The 15,054-nt window shown below is 41.7% G+C and carries 13 protein-coding genes; 1 reads left to right on the top strand and 12 read right to left on the bottom strand.

Going from position 1 to position 15,054, the window contains the following annotated elements:
- Nucleotides 1–234: 234 nt before the first annotated feature.
- The 12 genes from PAT01_RS07275 to PAT01_RS07220 form a co-directional block, all read right to left on the bottom strand.
- Entirely contained in the window at nt 235–2,964 is a 2,730-nt protein-coding gene (locus PAT01_RS07275; protein ID WP_154945237.1) for an ExeM/NucH family extracellular endonuclease, read from the bottom strand.
- Nucleotides 2,965–3,094: 130 nt separating this feature from the next.
- Nucleotides 3,095–4,105 carry a porphobilinogen synthase gene (gene hemB, locus PAT01_RS07270; protein ID WP_029772896.1) on the bottom strand — a complete coding sequence of 337 codons (1,011 nt, stop codon included), beginning with the start codon at nt 4,103–4,105 and terminating at the stop codon, nt 3,095–3,097.
- Between the two features lie 12 nt (nt 4,106–4,117).
- Nucleotides 4,118–5,965, bottom strand: a complete 1,848-nt coding sequence (locus PAT01_RS07265; RefSeq protein ID WP_126008595.1) for a sensor domain-containing diguanylate cyclase — start codon at nt 5,963–5,965, stop codon at nt 4,118–4,120.
- Complete coding sequence (locus PAT01_RS07260) at nt 5,965–6,750, bottom strand: TatD family hydrolase (protein ID WP_126008593.1); 786 nt, start codon at nt 6,748–6,750, stop codon at nt 5,965–5,967. Before PAT01_RS07260 ends, PAT01_RS07265 begins: the two co-directional genes overlap by 1 nt.
- Complete coding sequence (locus tag PAT01_RS07255; protein ID WP_126008591.1) at nt 6,750–7,280, bottom strand: hypothetical protein; 531 nt, start codon at nt 7,278–7,280, stop codon at nt 6,750–6,752. Before PAT01_RS07255 ends, PAT01_RS07260 begins: the two co-directional genes overlap by 1 nt.
- Nucleotide 7,281: 1 nt before the next feature.
- Nucleotides 7,282–8,022, bottom strand: a complete 741-nt coding sequence (gene tatC, locus PAT01_RS07250) for a twin-arginine translocase subunit TatC (RefSeq protein WP_126008589.1) — start codon at nt 8,020–8,022, stop codon at nt 7,282–7,284.
- A 48-nt stretch (nt 8,023–8,070) separates the two neighbouring features.
- Complete coding sequence (gene tatB, locus PAT01_RS07245; protein WP_004587474.1) at nt 8,071–8,400, bottom strand: Sec-independent protein translocase protein TatB; 330 nt, start codon at nt 8,398–8,400, stop codon at nt 8,071–8,073.
- Between the two features lie 5 nt (nt 8,401–8,405).
- Complete coding sequence (gene tatA, locus PAT01_RS07240) at nt 8,406–8,660, bottom strand: Sec-independent protein translocase subunit TatA (protein WP_004587475.1); 255 nt, start codon at nt 8,658–8,660, stop codon at nt 8,406–8,408.
- 79 nt (nt 8,661–8,739) lie between these two features.
- Nucleotides 8,740–10,344, bottom strand: a complete 1,605-nt coding sequence (gene ubiB, locus PAT01_RS07235; protein ID WP_121638146.1) for a ubiquinone biosynthesis regulatory protein kinase UbiB — start codon at nt 10,342–10,344, stop codon at nt 8,740–8,742.
- Between the two features lie 9 nt (nt 10,345–10,353).
- Nucleotides 10,354–11,037, bottom strand: coding sequence for a ubiquinone biosynthesis accessory factor UbiJ (locus PAT01_RS07230; protein ID WP_126008587.1), 684 nt, complete (start codon nt 11,035–11,037; stop codon nt 10,354–10,356).
- Between the two features lie 11 nt (nt 11,038–11,048).
- Nucleotides 11,049–11,804: a bifunctional demethylmenaquinone methyltransferase/2-methoxy-6-polyprenyl-1,4-benzoquinol methylase UbiE gene (ubiE, locus tag PAT01_RS07225; protein WP_004587478.1), complete on the bottom strand. Its 756-nt coding sequence runs from the start codon at nt 11,802–11,804 to the stop codon at nt 11,049–11,051.
- Between the two features lie 95 nt (nt 11,805–11,899).
- Entirely contained in the window at nt 11,900–12,886 is a 987-nt protein-coding gene (locus tag PAT01_RS07220; protein WP_055019619.1) for a GGDEF domain-containing protein, read from the bottom strand.
- 355 nt (nt 12,887–13,241) lie between these two features.
- Here PAT01_RS07220 and PAT01_RS07215 point away from each other — a divergent pair, with 355 nt between their 5' ends.
- Nucleotides 13,242–15,020, top strand: a complete 1,779-nt coding sequence (locus PAT01_RS07215) for a DUF885 domain-containing protein (RefSeq protein WP_126008585.1) — start codon at nt 13,242–13,244, stop codon at nt 15,018–15,020.
- Nucleotides 15,021–15,054: the final 34 nt, after the last annotated feature.

The raw sequence follows: 15,054 nt of genomic DNA, 5'->3' as shown, positions 1-15,054 counted from the left end.
TTAATCCGTAAATAAAGTGTTTACATTTCAACAGTTAAATTTATTAAAAAGGGTTTTAACTACGGCTCATGTGTAAAAAATACTCATTTAATGTATTTGTTGCGCGGCTAATTCTATTAATAGTTAATAAACGGTATGGAAGATATTAAGGGTTGTTTACTGAAGCTTGTCTGAATTACATTTTTATAAGCATAAAAAAAGCCGCAAAAATGCGGCTTTAAAACAAATCACTCGTTATTTTTTCTTAAATCTGCGCACTAATGAAAGTGGTGCTAATAAAAGAGATAACCAAAGCAATGAGCCTGAGTCGTTATCGTCATCACCACGTAGGTTGTTTACTCTTACTACAACCGTTTGTGCTTCAGATACGTTACCTACACTATCCTCTGCTTGTACTGTAAGGGTAATACGATTTTCAAACTCGTAGTCTACTTCGCTTGCAACAATTAACTGACCTTGCTCGTTAATTGATACAGAATCGTTACCTGATACGATAAATTTAACTACAGGTGATACATCAGCGTTAGGGTCACTAAAATCAAGTGTGCCAATCACAGTGCCTACAGCGCTGTTTTCATCTACTGTGAATATTTGATCAGGTGCAATTACCGGTGTTTGCTCTTCAGGGGTAAGTACTACTTCAGATTTTATATCAACAATAACTGGGTCGTGATCAGATGCACGGTATGGCCCTTCTGCGTATAGCGTAGATTGATGACCTTCGCTCTTAAACTCTAGGTTGTAATCAAGCACAATAGGCTCATCAGCATTGATATGCCAATCATTTGCTGCAACAACTTTGCTTAGTAAAGACTCGGTTGCTAAAGCATGGTCAAGGCTACCTGCACGACCAGAGAAGCTATAAGAGTAGCTTAGTGTATCGCCATCAAGCTCTGCGACTACGTTTTTATAGCCTTTTTCATCAAACTTACGGATTGGATCTTCCATTGCATAAGCGTTCATATCACCAACAAGAATGATATCTTCGTCATCTACGCCAGTAGGTTTGTTGTCTAACCAATCAGTAAACGCATCAGCAGCTTCGGTACGAATTTCATTCCAACAGCCTTGGCCATCACCTAGGTCGTCGTTGTTATCATCACCACAGCTCCCTTTAGATTTAAGGTGGGCTACAGAAACAGTAAATACTTCATCTGTTGAAAGTGACTTAAAGCTTTGTGCAATTGGGGCACGGTTGCTGTAATCAAACGGGTAATCAGTAGTAATAGCGGCTGTGCCTACTTCTTCTACTTTATCTGCGCGGTAAATAAGGGCAGTGGTGATTTCGTCGCTACCAATTTGGGCTACGTTAAAATCTACAAACGCGTAGTTGTTAGCGCTGTCAGCATCGTTTAATGCATTTACTAAACTTGCTATAGCACTGAACTCACCAAAGCCATCATTTTCAATTTCCATTAAGCCAACAACATCAGCTTGCATTGCACTAATAGCACTTACAAGTTTTGCTTCTTGACGTACAAACTCTTCTTCTGAGTCTGCACCACGGCTAGTAGGGAAACCACCGCCTTGACCATCACCGTTAAAGTAGTTAAGTACGTTAAAGCTGGCGATTCGTAAATCGGCTTCTTCACTTTGCTCAGGCGCATCTTCACGCGCATTAGTCGCTATAAACTGTGGTGTAACTGTTGGGTGAATGCGATACGTGCTAAAGCTGTATGTAACTACCCCTGTTACCGCATTTACAGTATCGCCGGTACGTAGAGTATTTTCTGCCGATAGGCCTGGCGCTGGGTAAGCCGTTGGATCTGAGTTTTGAGCTGTAGAGCCATCATCTAATAAGATTTTTTTAGTCAAGTTAGCCGCTTCAACAGCATTGGCTGCATCACCTGGCAATGCAACTTGAGTACCTTGGTATAAACGCTCAGTGGCTAGCTCTACTTCACCATAGCGACCTAAGCCGTAGTTGTTAGTAACTACAAGTGTTTGATCTAGGCTTACTAGCATACCTTCATAAGCTTCTAGGTCAGCTTGGCTCTCTAAAGGTAAGCTTATTGAGGTTGCAGAGGCCACTTCGTCAGTACCACATACTGCAATTTGTGTTACATCTGCAAGTTGTGTTGAATCATAGTATTCATCAACCGTACCCTGTACGCGCACGTGGTCACCTACATTTACATCGGTATCAGTAAAGTATACAAATAGACCTTCAGAGGTCATTGGGTCGTTATCTACATCTGCAGCAAGCGAGGTCACAAAGAAACCATCTAAGCCATCTTCACCTTGAAAATCGGCAGTGACAATACCTTCAATTTCAACAAGGGTATCTACTAACGGGCTTGCTTCACCAGAACCTTGCACAGCGCTAATTAGCGTTTTATCTGCGCCACATACAAGCGGTTCTAATGGTTCTGGCTCAGGGTCTGGCGCAGGAGCCGTACCACCATCGCCAGCATGCGAGCCTAAGCCGTCAAAGGTGTCAATATCAAACTGTTCCCATTCATCGCTAGGATTAAAAGTTGCAGTTGAGTCAGTTCGACCCGTTGTGATGCTATTTTTTCTTCGTAAGGTTTTATTTTGAGTTTGTACGGTATCATCAGACCAAAAAGAGCCAGGATCAACACCCACTTGGCCAAAGCTATCAACCACCACACCATCTTTAGTTAAAACAAGGGCATCGTCACCGTTGTAGTAAGTTACTGTGCTGGTTTCATCTGCAATATCAAGAATGGCAGCGTCAGCACTAGGGTTTGAAATTATATAGGTGGTATTGGCAGCCAATGTGCCTGATAAATCAATTGAGTTACCTACCGAACTACTACCATTTGAATAAAGTCCTAAAGTATAACCTTCAAGAGAAAGCTCTGTATCAGCATTGTTATAAAGCTCAATCGCTTTATTGTTGCTGCTGCCTTCGATGTATTCAGAAATGATTAGATCGGCGGAGGCTGGTGCACTGAGGCTTGCTAATACAAGCGCCAGTGGCGTTATTTTCGTTTTTAACATTTTTTATTATTCCCGTGTATTTAAATCCCAAAATGGGACACCAGTTTAGGCAATCTAAATGACAAAAAGAATACAAATATGTTAATGGTTGTAAAAAAATTAAGGCGGCGTACCGCCTTTGATAACATGTTTACTTATTTTGCAGCCATTGCGCGGCCTGCTTGGCAAAATACGTTAAAATACCATCCGCTCCGGCGCGTTTAAATGCCAGTAATGATTCCATAATTGTGGCCTCTTCACTCAACCAGCCGTTATCGATTGCCGCTTTGTGCATTGCATATTCGCCACTGACCTGATATGCGAAAGTAGGTACACCAAACTCATCTTTAACACGACGAACAATATCAAGGTACGGCATACCGGGTTTCACCATCACCATGTCGGCGCCTTCTTGTAAATCAAGTGCCACTTCACGAATAGCCTCATCAGAGTTGGCAGGATCCATTTGATACGTTTTTTTGTCGGCCCCTTTCAAGTTACCTGCAGAGCCAACAGCGTCTCTAAACGGCCCGTAATAGCTAGAGGCATATTTAGCTGAGTAAGCCATTATGCGTGTGTGAATATGTCCATCTGCTTCAAGTGCTTCGCGAATAGCACCAATACGGCCATCCATCATGTCAGAGGGCGCAACCACATCTGCGCCTGCCTCGGCGTGAGAAAGCGCCTGCTTAACAAGAATTTCAGTGGTTATGTCATTAATTACATAACCTTCATCATCAATAATGCCGTCTTGGCCATGAGTAGTGAATGGGTCAAGGGCTACATCGGTAATAACCCCAAGCTCAGGAAAAGCTTCTTTTAAAGCACGAACTGTGCGTTGTGCTAAGCCATCTTCACTGTAGGCTTCTTCGGCCATCAAAGACTTTTTGTCAGCAGGGGTTACCGGAAAAATAGCGACGGCAGGTACACCTAAATCTACAAGCTCTTTAGCTTCTTCAAGCAATAAATCAATTGATAAACGCTCAATTCCTGGCATTGATTCAATTGCTTCGCGGCGGTTTTTACCTTCAAGTACAAATACCGGAAAAATTAAATCGTTTACCGATAGTTGGTTTTCGGCCATTAAACGGCGAGAAAAATCACTGCGGCGCATTCTACGCATGCGGGTATATGGGAAAAGGTCGAGTCCTGATTGGGCCATGTTACTAAGCTCCTACTGTGGAATTGGAAAACTAATTACTTGATTTCGGCCATGTTGTTTAGCGAAATAGAGCGCTTTATCTGCGTCGTCTGTAAATAGCTCAGGGTTACTAATATCGTTTACTACAGCGCTGTTTACGCCAGCACTAATGGTTACTTTTACGGATGTTCCGGCTACGTTTACGGTATTACTCTCTACGGCTTGGCGAATTTTTTCAGCAATATCAACAGCCCCCTCTTTTGGGGTGTTAGGTAGCAAAACAACAAACTCTTCGCCGCCGTAGCGAGCCACTTCATCCAACGGGCGTTTTAAATGCTGTTTTATAATGTCGGCTACAGCGCGTATTACTTGGTCGCCGGTTAAGTGCCCGTAGTTATCATTTACGCGTTTAAACCGGTCTATATCGAGCATAATCATACTCAAAGGCGTTTGTTCACGCCGAGAGCGACGCAGTTCCATCACTAATTTTTTATCAAAAAAGCGACGATTTTTAACGCCACTCAGCGCGTCTTCCATATTAAGTAGCTCAAGCTCGCGGTTTTTATCTTCTAGTTCACGCAAAGTGACCTGTAGCTCAAAGGTGCGCTCATCAACTAACGACTCTAATTCTTTTTGTGTTTGGGCTTGCAGCGCGAGCCGCTCATTTAATAGTGTATCTTGGGCTGCATTTTCAGCAATCAAGGTTTGTTGAGCAATAACTTGTTCATCACGTTCTAAAATAAAGCGCTTCATAACGCCATAACATAGGCAAAATGTACTACCAAAAAAGCACATAAAAACAAAAGCTAAGCTACTTCTACCTAAAGGATATAAGCCAAATACAGCAATAATAAGGTACACCATAACAAGTAAAAATAGCATGAGTGCAATTAGCAGTGCTTGAATTGGTTTTGAAGGCGCGTTTTGCTGGCAGATGTAGGCGCTTACCAAGCAATAAATAATAACAATCGGGCTCGCCAGTAAGCTAAATGGGGTAAACACTGTGCTAGGTAAAGCCCACATAAACAGCAGGCTAATTGCGTAAATATTAGCAACAATGGTTTGCCATTTTAGTAGTTTAGAGGCTTTAGGTTGGCACAGTTGTTTTTGTAGCGGCACAAAAGCAAGCGTAGTGAGCATTAGTAAAACAGGTATCATTACTTGCTGTAATGAAGGCGAATTTGGATGAAAATAACGAGCGCCAAAACCGCATAAATAAGCCAGTAGCACACCTAAGGTCAGCGTAATAATGCCTGCATAAGCAAAATACAACTTGCGCGAAAACCCATACAAAACCAAGCAACTTATGGCCAATGAAAATAAAAAACCAATGAGTAAGCCATAAATTAAATTAAGTTTACCTTTATGCGCTAGGTAGGCATCTGGTTGCCATAAAGTCAGCGGGATGCGTAGCCCAGCACTGTTGTTAACCTTCATTATTACGGTGCTAATACTATTTGCCGGCAGCCTCAAGGTTGCTAATAAAGATTCACTTTTTATTAGCCGTGATGAGAGCTTAAAGTTATCGCCAGTTTGCATGTGTGAGAGCAGTGCTGAATTATAAAAATGAAAAATTTGCGCTTCATTTAACAGCGGGTTATCGAGCGATAAAATAGGGCTTATATTGTTATTTAAGGTATTTTTAACTGTAAACTTGACCCATACAGGGCGTTGTTCAAACCCTAAATTTAATGGCTTATCACTTACGGTTTGCCAGTCGTTAACCTCATGGTAGGCATTGTTTGCTGTGGTGGGCGTAAACGAATAGCTCAGGGTGTCTATTTTTATTGCTTTAAAATTTTCAGAAATTACGGGGTTTGCAACACTGCAAAATGAACAAAGGAGCATAAATAGGCTAAATAGCGCCTTTGGGCTTGTCATTAGCGACCTGCTATATCAAATAAGCTATAAAAGTTAGCCGTACTATGGGTGGCAATAGTACTTGGTTCAACGTTATAAAGCTTAGCGAGTGTTTCACACACATAGCTAAGATAAGCGGGCTCATTTTTACGTGATTTTGGTTTAGGGCTTATTGTGCGTGGAATTAAAAAAGGCGCATCGGTTTCTATTAATAACCGCTCAAGCGGGATACTTGGCACCAATTGTTGCAATGCTTTACCGCGGCGCTCGTCACACACCCACCCAGTAATGCCAATATAAAGGCCTAATTCTAAATAATCTTTAAGTGCTTGGGCATTGCCCGTAAAGCAATGCAGCACGCCACGTACGTTATAGTTAGCCAAAATATTTAGCATATCTTCGCTTGCGTCACGTTCGTGTAAATAAACAGGTAGGTTTAGTTTTTCAGCTAACGCTAACTGGCGTTTTAATACGCTGCGCTGAATATCGCGAGGAGAAAAATCGCGATTATAATCAAGCCCACACTCACCAATGGCCACAACGCAATCGTTACTAGCAAGCTGCGTTAAAGTGGTTTCAAGTTCATCGGTGGCGTCTTTGGCGTCATGTGGATGCACGCCAGCAGTAGAAAACTGATTATATTGTTTTGCTAATGTAAGCGATTGTTCGCTACTAGGCACATCGCAGCCGATCAGTAACATAGCTTGCACGCCCGCGGCATTTGCGCGGGCAATAATGGCCTGATGCTCACCTTCAAACTGGTGATTGGTTAAATTAACGCCTGCATCAACTAACGTGTAGGTCATTACTGAGTGCGCTTCACACGGATTGAGCGGTTTTGACCATCTTTACGAAGTAAAAAAGAATTAAATACACCGCGGCTAATAACTACTGTGTCTGACTCTTTTAATTTAAGACTGTCAGAACCAATTTGACGCCATTGCTGATCGTTATCAAGGGTAATAATGAGCTCGCCATAAGGGGCTTTTCTAACTGATGATACTGACGCTGTGATATTTTCGTCTTTATCTTTAGTGAGCTCTTTATGCTCAAGGCCAAAATCATCTGCTTTAGCAGCAGGCGCTGCTTTAGAAACAGCTGCAACAGGTGCACTTACGTTTGGCGATACATTGGTTACGGCTTTTGGTGGGGTAAGGGTTTTTTTCTCACTAGGCTTAGTAAGTGGTTTACCTGCCACTGTGTTGTCATAACATAGTAAACGGTTAAAGTCGTTTTCAATAAAGCTACATGCTTGCAAAGCTTGCACGTTAATTTCTTGCGCTGCAAACGTCGGTGCGCTTAGTAAAACCAGTAGTGAGAGTAGTTGTTTTTTCATTTTATTCCTCAGATTCCTGTTGTTCTTTAGCGCTATAAAATTTCGCTAAAATTAACCCTAGCTCAAATAAAAGCAGCATAGGAAGTGCTAATAGTGTTTGTGATAACACATCGGGCGGTGTTAAAAACATCGCCACAACAAATACACCAACCACAATATAAGGGCGTTTTTGCTTTAAACTCTGCGTGGTTGTAGCGCCACTCCAACATAGCAACATTATGGCTACGGGTATTTCAAACGCCACACCAAATGCAAAAAATAGCTTAAGTACAAATCCTAAATAGCTACTAATATCCGGTGCTAGGGTCATCATTTGCGGCCCTACACTAGTAAAAAAGCCTAATATAATAGGAAGCACTATAAAGTAGCAAAAAGCGATACCGCCATAAAATAGCAAAATACTCGAGGCCAAAATTGGCATTAGCATGCGTTTTTCGTGTTGGTATAAGCCAGGTGCTATAAATCCCCAAATTTGATGCAATATCCACGGAATAGAGCCAAACAAGGCGACAAATAGCGTTAGCTTAAACGGTGCAAAAAACGGTGCCGTAACATCGGTAGCTATCATAGTGGCAGTGCTTGGTAAATGTGCGACTAAAGGGGCGGCTACAAACTCATATATATCATTGGCAAAATACACTAGGCCAATAAATATCACTAAAATACTAAAAAGTGATTTAATAAGCCGATCGCGCAGCTCAATTAAGTGAGCGACGAACCCTGATTTAGCTTGTTCAGACATTATTTTTTATACCACGTAATAAGTTGACCACAAATAGGGGAATTAATTTCACTTTTTTTCATCGAGTTGTTCGTTAGATGACGTGCTTGAAGTGTTTTTATAGCTATGAGTAACCGACTGCGCTGCTTTTTGCAGTTCATCAACCGATTGTTGTAGCTCAGGGCTTAAATCTTTAAGCTCTTGTTGCTCTGCTTTTTTTAGGTTTTCGTGAAGCTCGTGTATGCGTAGCTCTTCACTCACTTCTGCTTTAACTGAGTTGGCCATCGACTTAACGGTTTTTACCCAGCGCATTACGGTGCGAATGGCAACCGGTAACCGCTCAGGGCCAAGTACCACTAGGCCAACAATAAAAACAACAACGAGCTCCCACATTCCCATATTGCTTAAACCTTAGTATCGTCTTTGGTTTTTTCAGTGCTTTGTGTCTGTGTTGGCGCTGCTTTTTGAGACTCTTGGATTTGCTCTGCTTTTTCGCTTTCAGTCTCTTTAGTTTGATCATCAGACATGGCTTTTTTAAACCCTTTTACTGCACCGCCTAAATCACCACCCATGCCGCGTAGTTTTTTAGTACCAAAAAGAAGTACGATAATCGCTAAAACAATCAATAATTGCCAAATACTAATGCCACCTAACCCCATGGTTATCTCCAACTGATAAATGCTTAAATGTTTATTTTAAGTACTAATTATACGCCCTGTGGCATAAATAGCACTTAGTTTATGTGTTACGCCACGCCACAATAAAGCTAATTGCAGACGCTGCTAATGTTACGCCTGCCGCTATGAGGTCGTGCTGCAGATAACACAGTGCCGATACAATCAGTGTAGCACTGCCAAATAGGCTAAGTACTAGCGCTTTGTGTGACACTTTACTTGGCTGAGAATGCTGTATTTGCGGACTACGTTTTAAATTTTGATAAATTAAATCAGGTAGTTCTGGCATTTTTTCAGCCCAAAATGGCAAGTTAGCATACATTTGTTTCATTACTGATAACGGTCCAACTTGTTGTTTTACCCAATCTTCTAAAAATGGCTTAGCGGTTTTCCACAAATCAAGCTGAGGATAAAGCTGACGCCCTAAGCCCTCAACGTATAATAACGTTTTTTGTAATAATACTAACTGCGGCTGTACTTGCATGTTAAAGCGGCGTGCGGTGTTAAATAAATTAACGAGTACATGGCCAAACGATATCTCAGCCAGCGGCTTATTAAATATAGGTTCGCACACGGTACGAATTGCAAATTCAAACTCTTCTATGCTGGTATCAGGTGGAACCCAGCCCGAGTCAACATGTAGCTGAGCAACTTGGCGGTAGTCACGATTAAAAAAGGCGATAAAGTTTTCAGCGAGATAGCGTTTATCTTCTTTGTTTAATGTGCCAACAATGCCACAGTCGATACCAATATACATGGGGTTTTCAGGGTGCTCGCGAGAGACAAATATATTGCCAGGGTGCATATCAGCATGAAAAAAACTGTCTCTAAATACTTGCGTAAAAAACACTTCTACACCGCGCTCAGCGAGTAATTTCATATTGGTATTTTGCGCAATTAACGACTCAGTATCTGAGACCGGGATTCCGTAAATACGCTCCATAACCAAAACGTTACTGCGGCTATAATCGCTATAAACAGCCGGGATATATAACGAATCAGAGCCTTCAAAGTTACGCTTAAGTTGTATGCCATTTGCGCCTTCGCGCATTAAATCGAGCTCATCTAACAAGGTTTTTTTATACTCTTTCACCACCTCGACAGGGCGTAACCTTTTTGCTTCGCTGTGTACATTGGCAAGTACTTTAGCGAGCTTTTCCATAAGTGCTAAGTCGGCATTAATTTGTGTTTTTATGTTTGGCCTAATCACTTTTATAACAACATCTTGGGTATTGTTATGGGCATCAACTAGCTTAGCAGTATGCACTTGTGCAATAGACGCTGAGGCCAATGGGGTTTGCGAAAACTCACTAAATAACTGGCTTATATCGCTAATTTCGAGCGCTTTTTCAATTATTTTTTGGGCAAGTTCGCCCTCAAAAGGCTCGACTTGGTCTTGCAAAAAAGCAAGCTCTAACGCAATGTCGTGAGGAAGTAAGTCTCGGCGGGTAGAAAGCATTTGGCCAAACTTAATCCACACAGGGCCAAGCTCTTGCAAGGCTAAGCGCAGGCGCAAGCCCGCGGGCTTATTTTTGTGCTGGTTACGTAACCAAAACAAGCTACCACGCGCAATTTTAGCGTACCAAGGTATTTTTTGTTTTGGTATTAACTCATCTAATCCGTAGCTAAGTAATGTTTTAGTGATGTAATACAATCGAGCAGTCGACACAAAAAATCCTTAGCGGCTGTTGGTGTTAGAAGAGTTGATTAATGCATTTATGCGTTGTTCAATAGCGGCCACTTGCCCTTTTAACACTCGGTTTTGTTGTTTAAATTGTTCAAGCTCTAAAGGGTGAATAGTTACAGCGAGCTCATCTTGGCATAGGCTGGTTAATGTGGTGCTAATTTGCTGACGCGCTTTACGCTCTTTACTGCGTAAAGCGTTTAGCTGTATGTAAAGTTGTTGTGCGGGCGCATCGCCAATATAGTGCGATAGTTGCTCAGGCCAATCTATATCTAGCCCAGAAAATGCGGCGCTGTACGCCTGAGCGACGTTTAAGTCGCCTTGCAGGTCTAGCTTATCTTGACGAATGAGCTGTGTAAGCATGGCTGGGTCTTTAAGCGCCATAAGTGTATCTATATCTGCGCTGATCATACACTCTGCGCTATCTTCATCGCTGGCACTGTAAAGGTGTAATAGTTTACCATCAAAGGTTAATACTATTTGCTGCTGCCAATTGCGGATTTCGACCTTTAATGGTTTGTGCTTAACGGCACTGAGCTTATCTATTAAGGTGGCGTCGAGTTGCAGTACCTTATTAAGCACTCGCTCTATAAGCGAAAGTACAAAATTAGGTAACATAAAAAACTGCGAATCGGGTTTTGCTGCGACCACTTGCTCGCTTTTTTGCTCAAACGCCATAACTGCCTGCCTTAATATTTAAAACCACGGTGCAGTGCAACAATACCACCGGTTAGGTTTTGATACGTTGTTTGTTCAAAGCCTGCTTCTTCCATCATTGCTTTTAAGGTTTCTTGGTCTGGGTGCATACGAATCGACTCAGCTAAGTATTGGTATGACTCGCTATCGTTCGCCACTACTTTACCCATAGTTGGTAATAGATTGAACGAGTAAAAATCGTACGCTTTACTTAAAATTTCATGCTCAGGTTTGGAAAACTCTAATACTAATAAACGTCCACCTGGCTTTAATATACGGTACATAGAGCGAAGAGCTTTGTCTTTATCGGTTACATTACGTAGGCCAAAGGCAATCGTGATCACATCAAAGCTGTTATCTGGAAATGGCAGCATTTCGGCATTCATTTGCACGTAGTCGATATTGCCGACTAAACCCAAGTTGTGCAGTTTTTCGCGGCCCACTTTTAACATTGATGAGTTAATATCGCCTAAAACCACTTGGCCGGTGTCACCGACTAGTTGGCTAAATTTTGCTGTTAGGTCGCCAGTGCCGCCTGCTAAATCAAGGACGTGGTGGCCTTTGCGCACACCTGAGCTGGCTATAGTTTGACGTTTCCATAATCGATGTACACCAAAAGACATTAAATCGTTCATTACATCGTACTTTGCTGCAACCGAGTGAAATACGTCTGCAACCATTGAGGCTTTATCGTTTTCGGCTACGGTTTTATAGCCAAAATGCGTGGTCTTTTGCTCTGTTTCGTTCATGGTTAGTCTCTATCGTGGCAATAAAGACTAGTGTACTTGATTGTATACTGCAGGTGCAATTTGAATATGATTTATCAGGTAATTTAGCGTAAAACCTAGTGGCCAGCTGTAAAGCTACTTTGCCCCAGTGAGCGTGCTTTAAATGCCGCTTGCGAGGCTTTTTTAGCTAACTGGTTAAAGTCATCATTTTTGAGTTGCTGCGCTATGCCTAAAGATAAGTTAATGCCAGGCAGCTTAGTGCCGCTTTTTGAGCTAACAAAACGAAGCTTTTCTACGCCATTACGCACTTTTTCAGCAATAACATTGGCGGTTTCGGGGTCTATATCTGGCAGTAATACGGTAAATTGGTCCTTTGCTGTGCGCCCAGGTAAACCACTTTGAAAAACATATTTTTTTACTTGTTTAGCTACTTTGTTCAAAATAACTTCGCCAATTATATCGCCGTAATTATCTACAAAATGATCTAAATTATCTATTTGAATAGCAATTGCGCAAATTGATTTGTCTTGGTTGCTCCATAGTTGGGTTTGCTGCGTTAAATAATGACGTTTATACAGCCCCGTTTGTGAGTCAATAATGTGCTGCTTACGTAATTGCGCCAGCTGTTTTTGGGTTTTTTCGTGTAACTTTTTAGCTTTATATAGCTCGTGTTTAAAGTGCTTGTGTTGCTCAAGTAACGTGGCTGATTGGGTGTTTAACGTATCGAGTGCTTGGCGGCTTTGCTCTATATTATTCTCATCAAGCGTGTGCATGCACTCACTTACTTGGCCGGCAAAGCTAACAATTTGTTTTTCGGTTGATTGCGCATTGCGCGACAATGAATCAATAACCCCATTTACGTTATTAATCATTGCCACTTGCGTGGTATGCCCTTCGTTTAAAAACTCAAAGTAGAGCTGCTCAATCAAAATACTATCAATTTGGGCTTTATTAGTAATGGCCTCGTCTATGGCGTTATTTAGCTGAGGATTTACTTTACTAATATAGGTATAGGCAACGTGGTAATTTAACGGAGAGGGAGGCAGCGTATGACGTTCTAAAAACAGGCATACATTCGTCATTTTTTCTTGAGCTACAGCCATGGAATCATGGAACATCATTTTAACTACCAACTAAGTACGCATTAAATTACACATTAAAATAACTCTTCTATGAGGCGGCAATGCATCCAAGCTTTATTATTTTTTTACTACAATAATCGTTAAGCAGGCTATTTAAAAGTAAAAACCAGTATTAGTGAACTTAATTTTTTACTTTTGCTGCCTAATAGCTGATTTTATCATCAAAGAGCACGTATTTAGCTTAATTTAGGCGGATTCAGCTTATTTTACCCGCTCCAATTAAGCGTGTGTTATTGAGATTAATCGCATTTGTCTTGCTATTTACTCAGCCTACGATAGTTTTGTGAAATCTATTGTATGGTTAAGTAAAACTAAAATGAATTATTCCTTACCCCCGCGAATTTGCCGCACACTGCTTGTGCTATCACTTTTTGGCACGCTAAGCGCATGTACATTAACAAGCCCCAACGCAAACACACAATTTGAACAAGTGGCGCAAAGTATTGTTGATTACCGCAAACGTGTTAATCCCTACACTCAGCCTGAAGGGGTTGATGGCTATTTATTACCTAATTTATCGGCTGAATTTTTAAAGCAGCAATATGAGGAAAAAACAGCATTATTAAGTCGTTTAGATGCAATTGATAGCGACCAGCTTTCAAGTGAAAACAGTATTAACCTCAGTATTATTCGTGCGCAAGTACAAAACAGTGTTGATGAATATGTATTTAATGCGCACTACATGCCGCTAACTTCTGAGTATGGGTTCCATTCTAGCTTGTCTTATATGATTAATAGTTCGCAGTACAAGCAACCACAACAGTTAGAAACGTATTTAGCCCGCCTTGAACAAGTGCCGCGCTTTTTTGAGCAAAATATACATTGGATGAAAAAGGGGCTCGAAACGGGGCTTACTCAGCCACAAGCGGTATTAGCTGGGTATGAAGACTCAATAAGCGCATACATAGTAGATGATGTAACACAGTCAGACTTTTACTCCCCGTTTAAAACGAACACAGCAGGGCTAAGTGAAAACGACTTTAAAGCGTTGCAGCAAAAAGCTAAACGCATCATAAAAAACGATGTTATTGCCTCTTACAAAGCGTATTTAACATTTTTTACTACGCAATATCAGCCGGGTGCACGTACTACGATTGGTATTTCGCAAACCCCTAATGGCAAGGCGTTTTATAAAAACCGCGCACAGTATTACACCACCACAAATATGAGCATTGATGAAATACATCAGCTGGGGTTATCTGAAGTGGCGCGTATCCGCAGTGAAATGCAGGCAATAATTAAAGAAGTAGGCTTTGAAGGCACGTTTGCCGATTTTATCCACTTTTTACGTACCGATCCGCAATTTTACGCCACCACTCCAGAGCAGCTATTAAAAGAAGCTGCTTATATAGCTAAAAAAATGGACGCGCAGCTGCCTAAGTTATTTCATACACTGCCACGTATGCCCTATGGCGTTGCACCTGTACCTGCAAATATAGCCCCTAAATATACAACAGGTCGCTATGTTGGCTCGAGCCGAAGCGATCAAGCAGGTTATTACTGGGTTAATACATATGCGCTAGATAAGCGCCCGTTGTATGTATTAGAGGCGCTGACCTTACACGAAGCCGTACCAGGGCATCATTTACAAATATCGCTTAATGCAGAGCTTGAAAACTTACCAAGCTACCGACGTGATGCCTACCTTTCGGCTTTTGGTGAAGGGTGGGGGCTTTATTCTGAATACTTAGGTATAGAAGCAGGCTTTTACCAAGACCCATACAGCCGGTTTGGCCGTTTAACCTATGAAATGTGGCGTGCAGCTCGTTTAGTGGTTGATACAGGTATGCACATGTACGGTTGGAGCCGCGAGCGCGCTATGAACTTTATGAGCGAAAACACGGCGCTTTCATTACACAATGTTAAAACCGAAACCGACCGCTATATTTCGTGGCCGGGGCAAGCTTTGTCGTACAAAATTGGCGAGCTGACTATTAAGCGTTTACGCACAGAGGCCGAGCAAGCGCTTGGGCCACGTTTTGATATTCGTGAGTTTCATCATCAAGTATTGCGTCATGGTTCAGTGCCGTTATCAGTGCTTGAAGAGCAAGTTCGTTTGTATATAAAAGCTGAGCTTGAAAACGCACAAAGCTAATTATCTAAAGGTATAAACCTTGAACAACGAAAGG

This window comes from Pseudoalteromonas atlantica (assembly GCA_007988745.1).
GTDB lineage: Bacteria > Pseudomonadota > Gammaproteobacteria > Enterobacterales > Alteromonadaceae > Pseudoalteromonas > Pseudoalteromonas atlantica.
This window is presented reverse-complemented; position numbering and strand designations above follow the sequence as displayed.

Excerpts from the sequence above, each read along its gene's own strand:
- PAT01_RS07255 (WP_126008591.1), bottom strand. The coding sequence starts at position 7,280 with ATGAAAAAACAACTACTCTCACTACTGGTTTTACTAAGCGCACCGACG.
- ubiE (WP_004587478.1), bottom strand. The coding sequence starts at position 11,804 with ATGAACGAAACAGAGCAAAAGACCACGCATTTTGGCTATAAAACCGTA.
- PAT01_RS07265 (WP_126008595.1), bottom strand. The coding sequence starts at position 5,965 with ATGACAAGCCCAAAGGCGCTATTTAGCCTATTTATGCTCCTTTGTTCA.
- tatA (WP_004587475.1), bottom strand. The coding sequence starts at position 8,660 with ATGGGGTTAGGTGGCATTAGTATTTGGCAATTATTGATTGTTTTAGCG.
- PAT01_RS07215 (WP_126008585.1), top strand. The coding sequence starts at position 13,242 with ATGAATTATTCCTTACCCCCGCGAATTTGCCGCACACTGCTTGTGCTA.
- tatC (WP_126008589.1), bottom strand. The coding sequence starts at position 8,022 with ATGTCTGAACAAGCTAAATCAGGGTTCGTCGCTCACTTAATTGAGCTG.
- PAT01_RS07230 (WP_126008587.1), bottom strand. The coding sequence starts at position 11,037 with ATGGCGTTTGAGCAAAAAAGCGAGCAAGTGGTCGCAGCAAAACCCGAT.
- PAT01_RS07220 (WP_055019619.1), bottom strand. The coding sequence starts at position 12,886 with ATGGCTGTAGCTCAAGAAAAAATGACGAATGTATGCCTGTTTTTAGAA.
- PAT01_RS07275 (WP_154945237.1), bottom strand. The coding sequence starts at position 2,964 with ATGTTAAAAACGAAAATAACGCCACTGGCGCTTGTATTAGCAAGCCTC.
- tatB (WP_004587474.1), bottom strand. The coding sequence starts at position 8,400 with ATGGGAATGTGGGAGCTCGTTGTTGTTTTTATTGTTGGCCTAGTGGTA.
- PAT01_RS07260 (WP_126008593.1), bottom strand. The coding sequence starts at position 6,750 with ATGACCTACACGTTAGTTGATGCAGGCGTTAATTTAACCAATCACCAG.
- hemB (WP_029772896.1), bottom strand. The coding sequence starts at position 4,105 with ATGGCCCAATCAGGACTCGACCTTTTCCCATATACCCGCATGCGTAGA.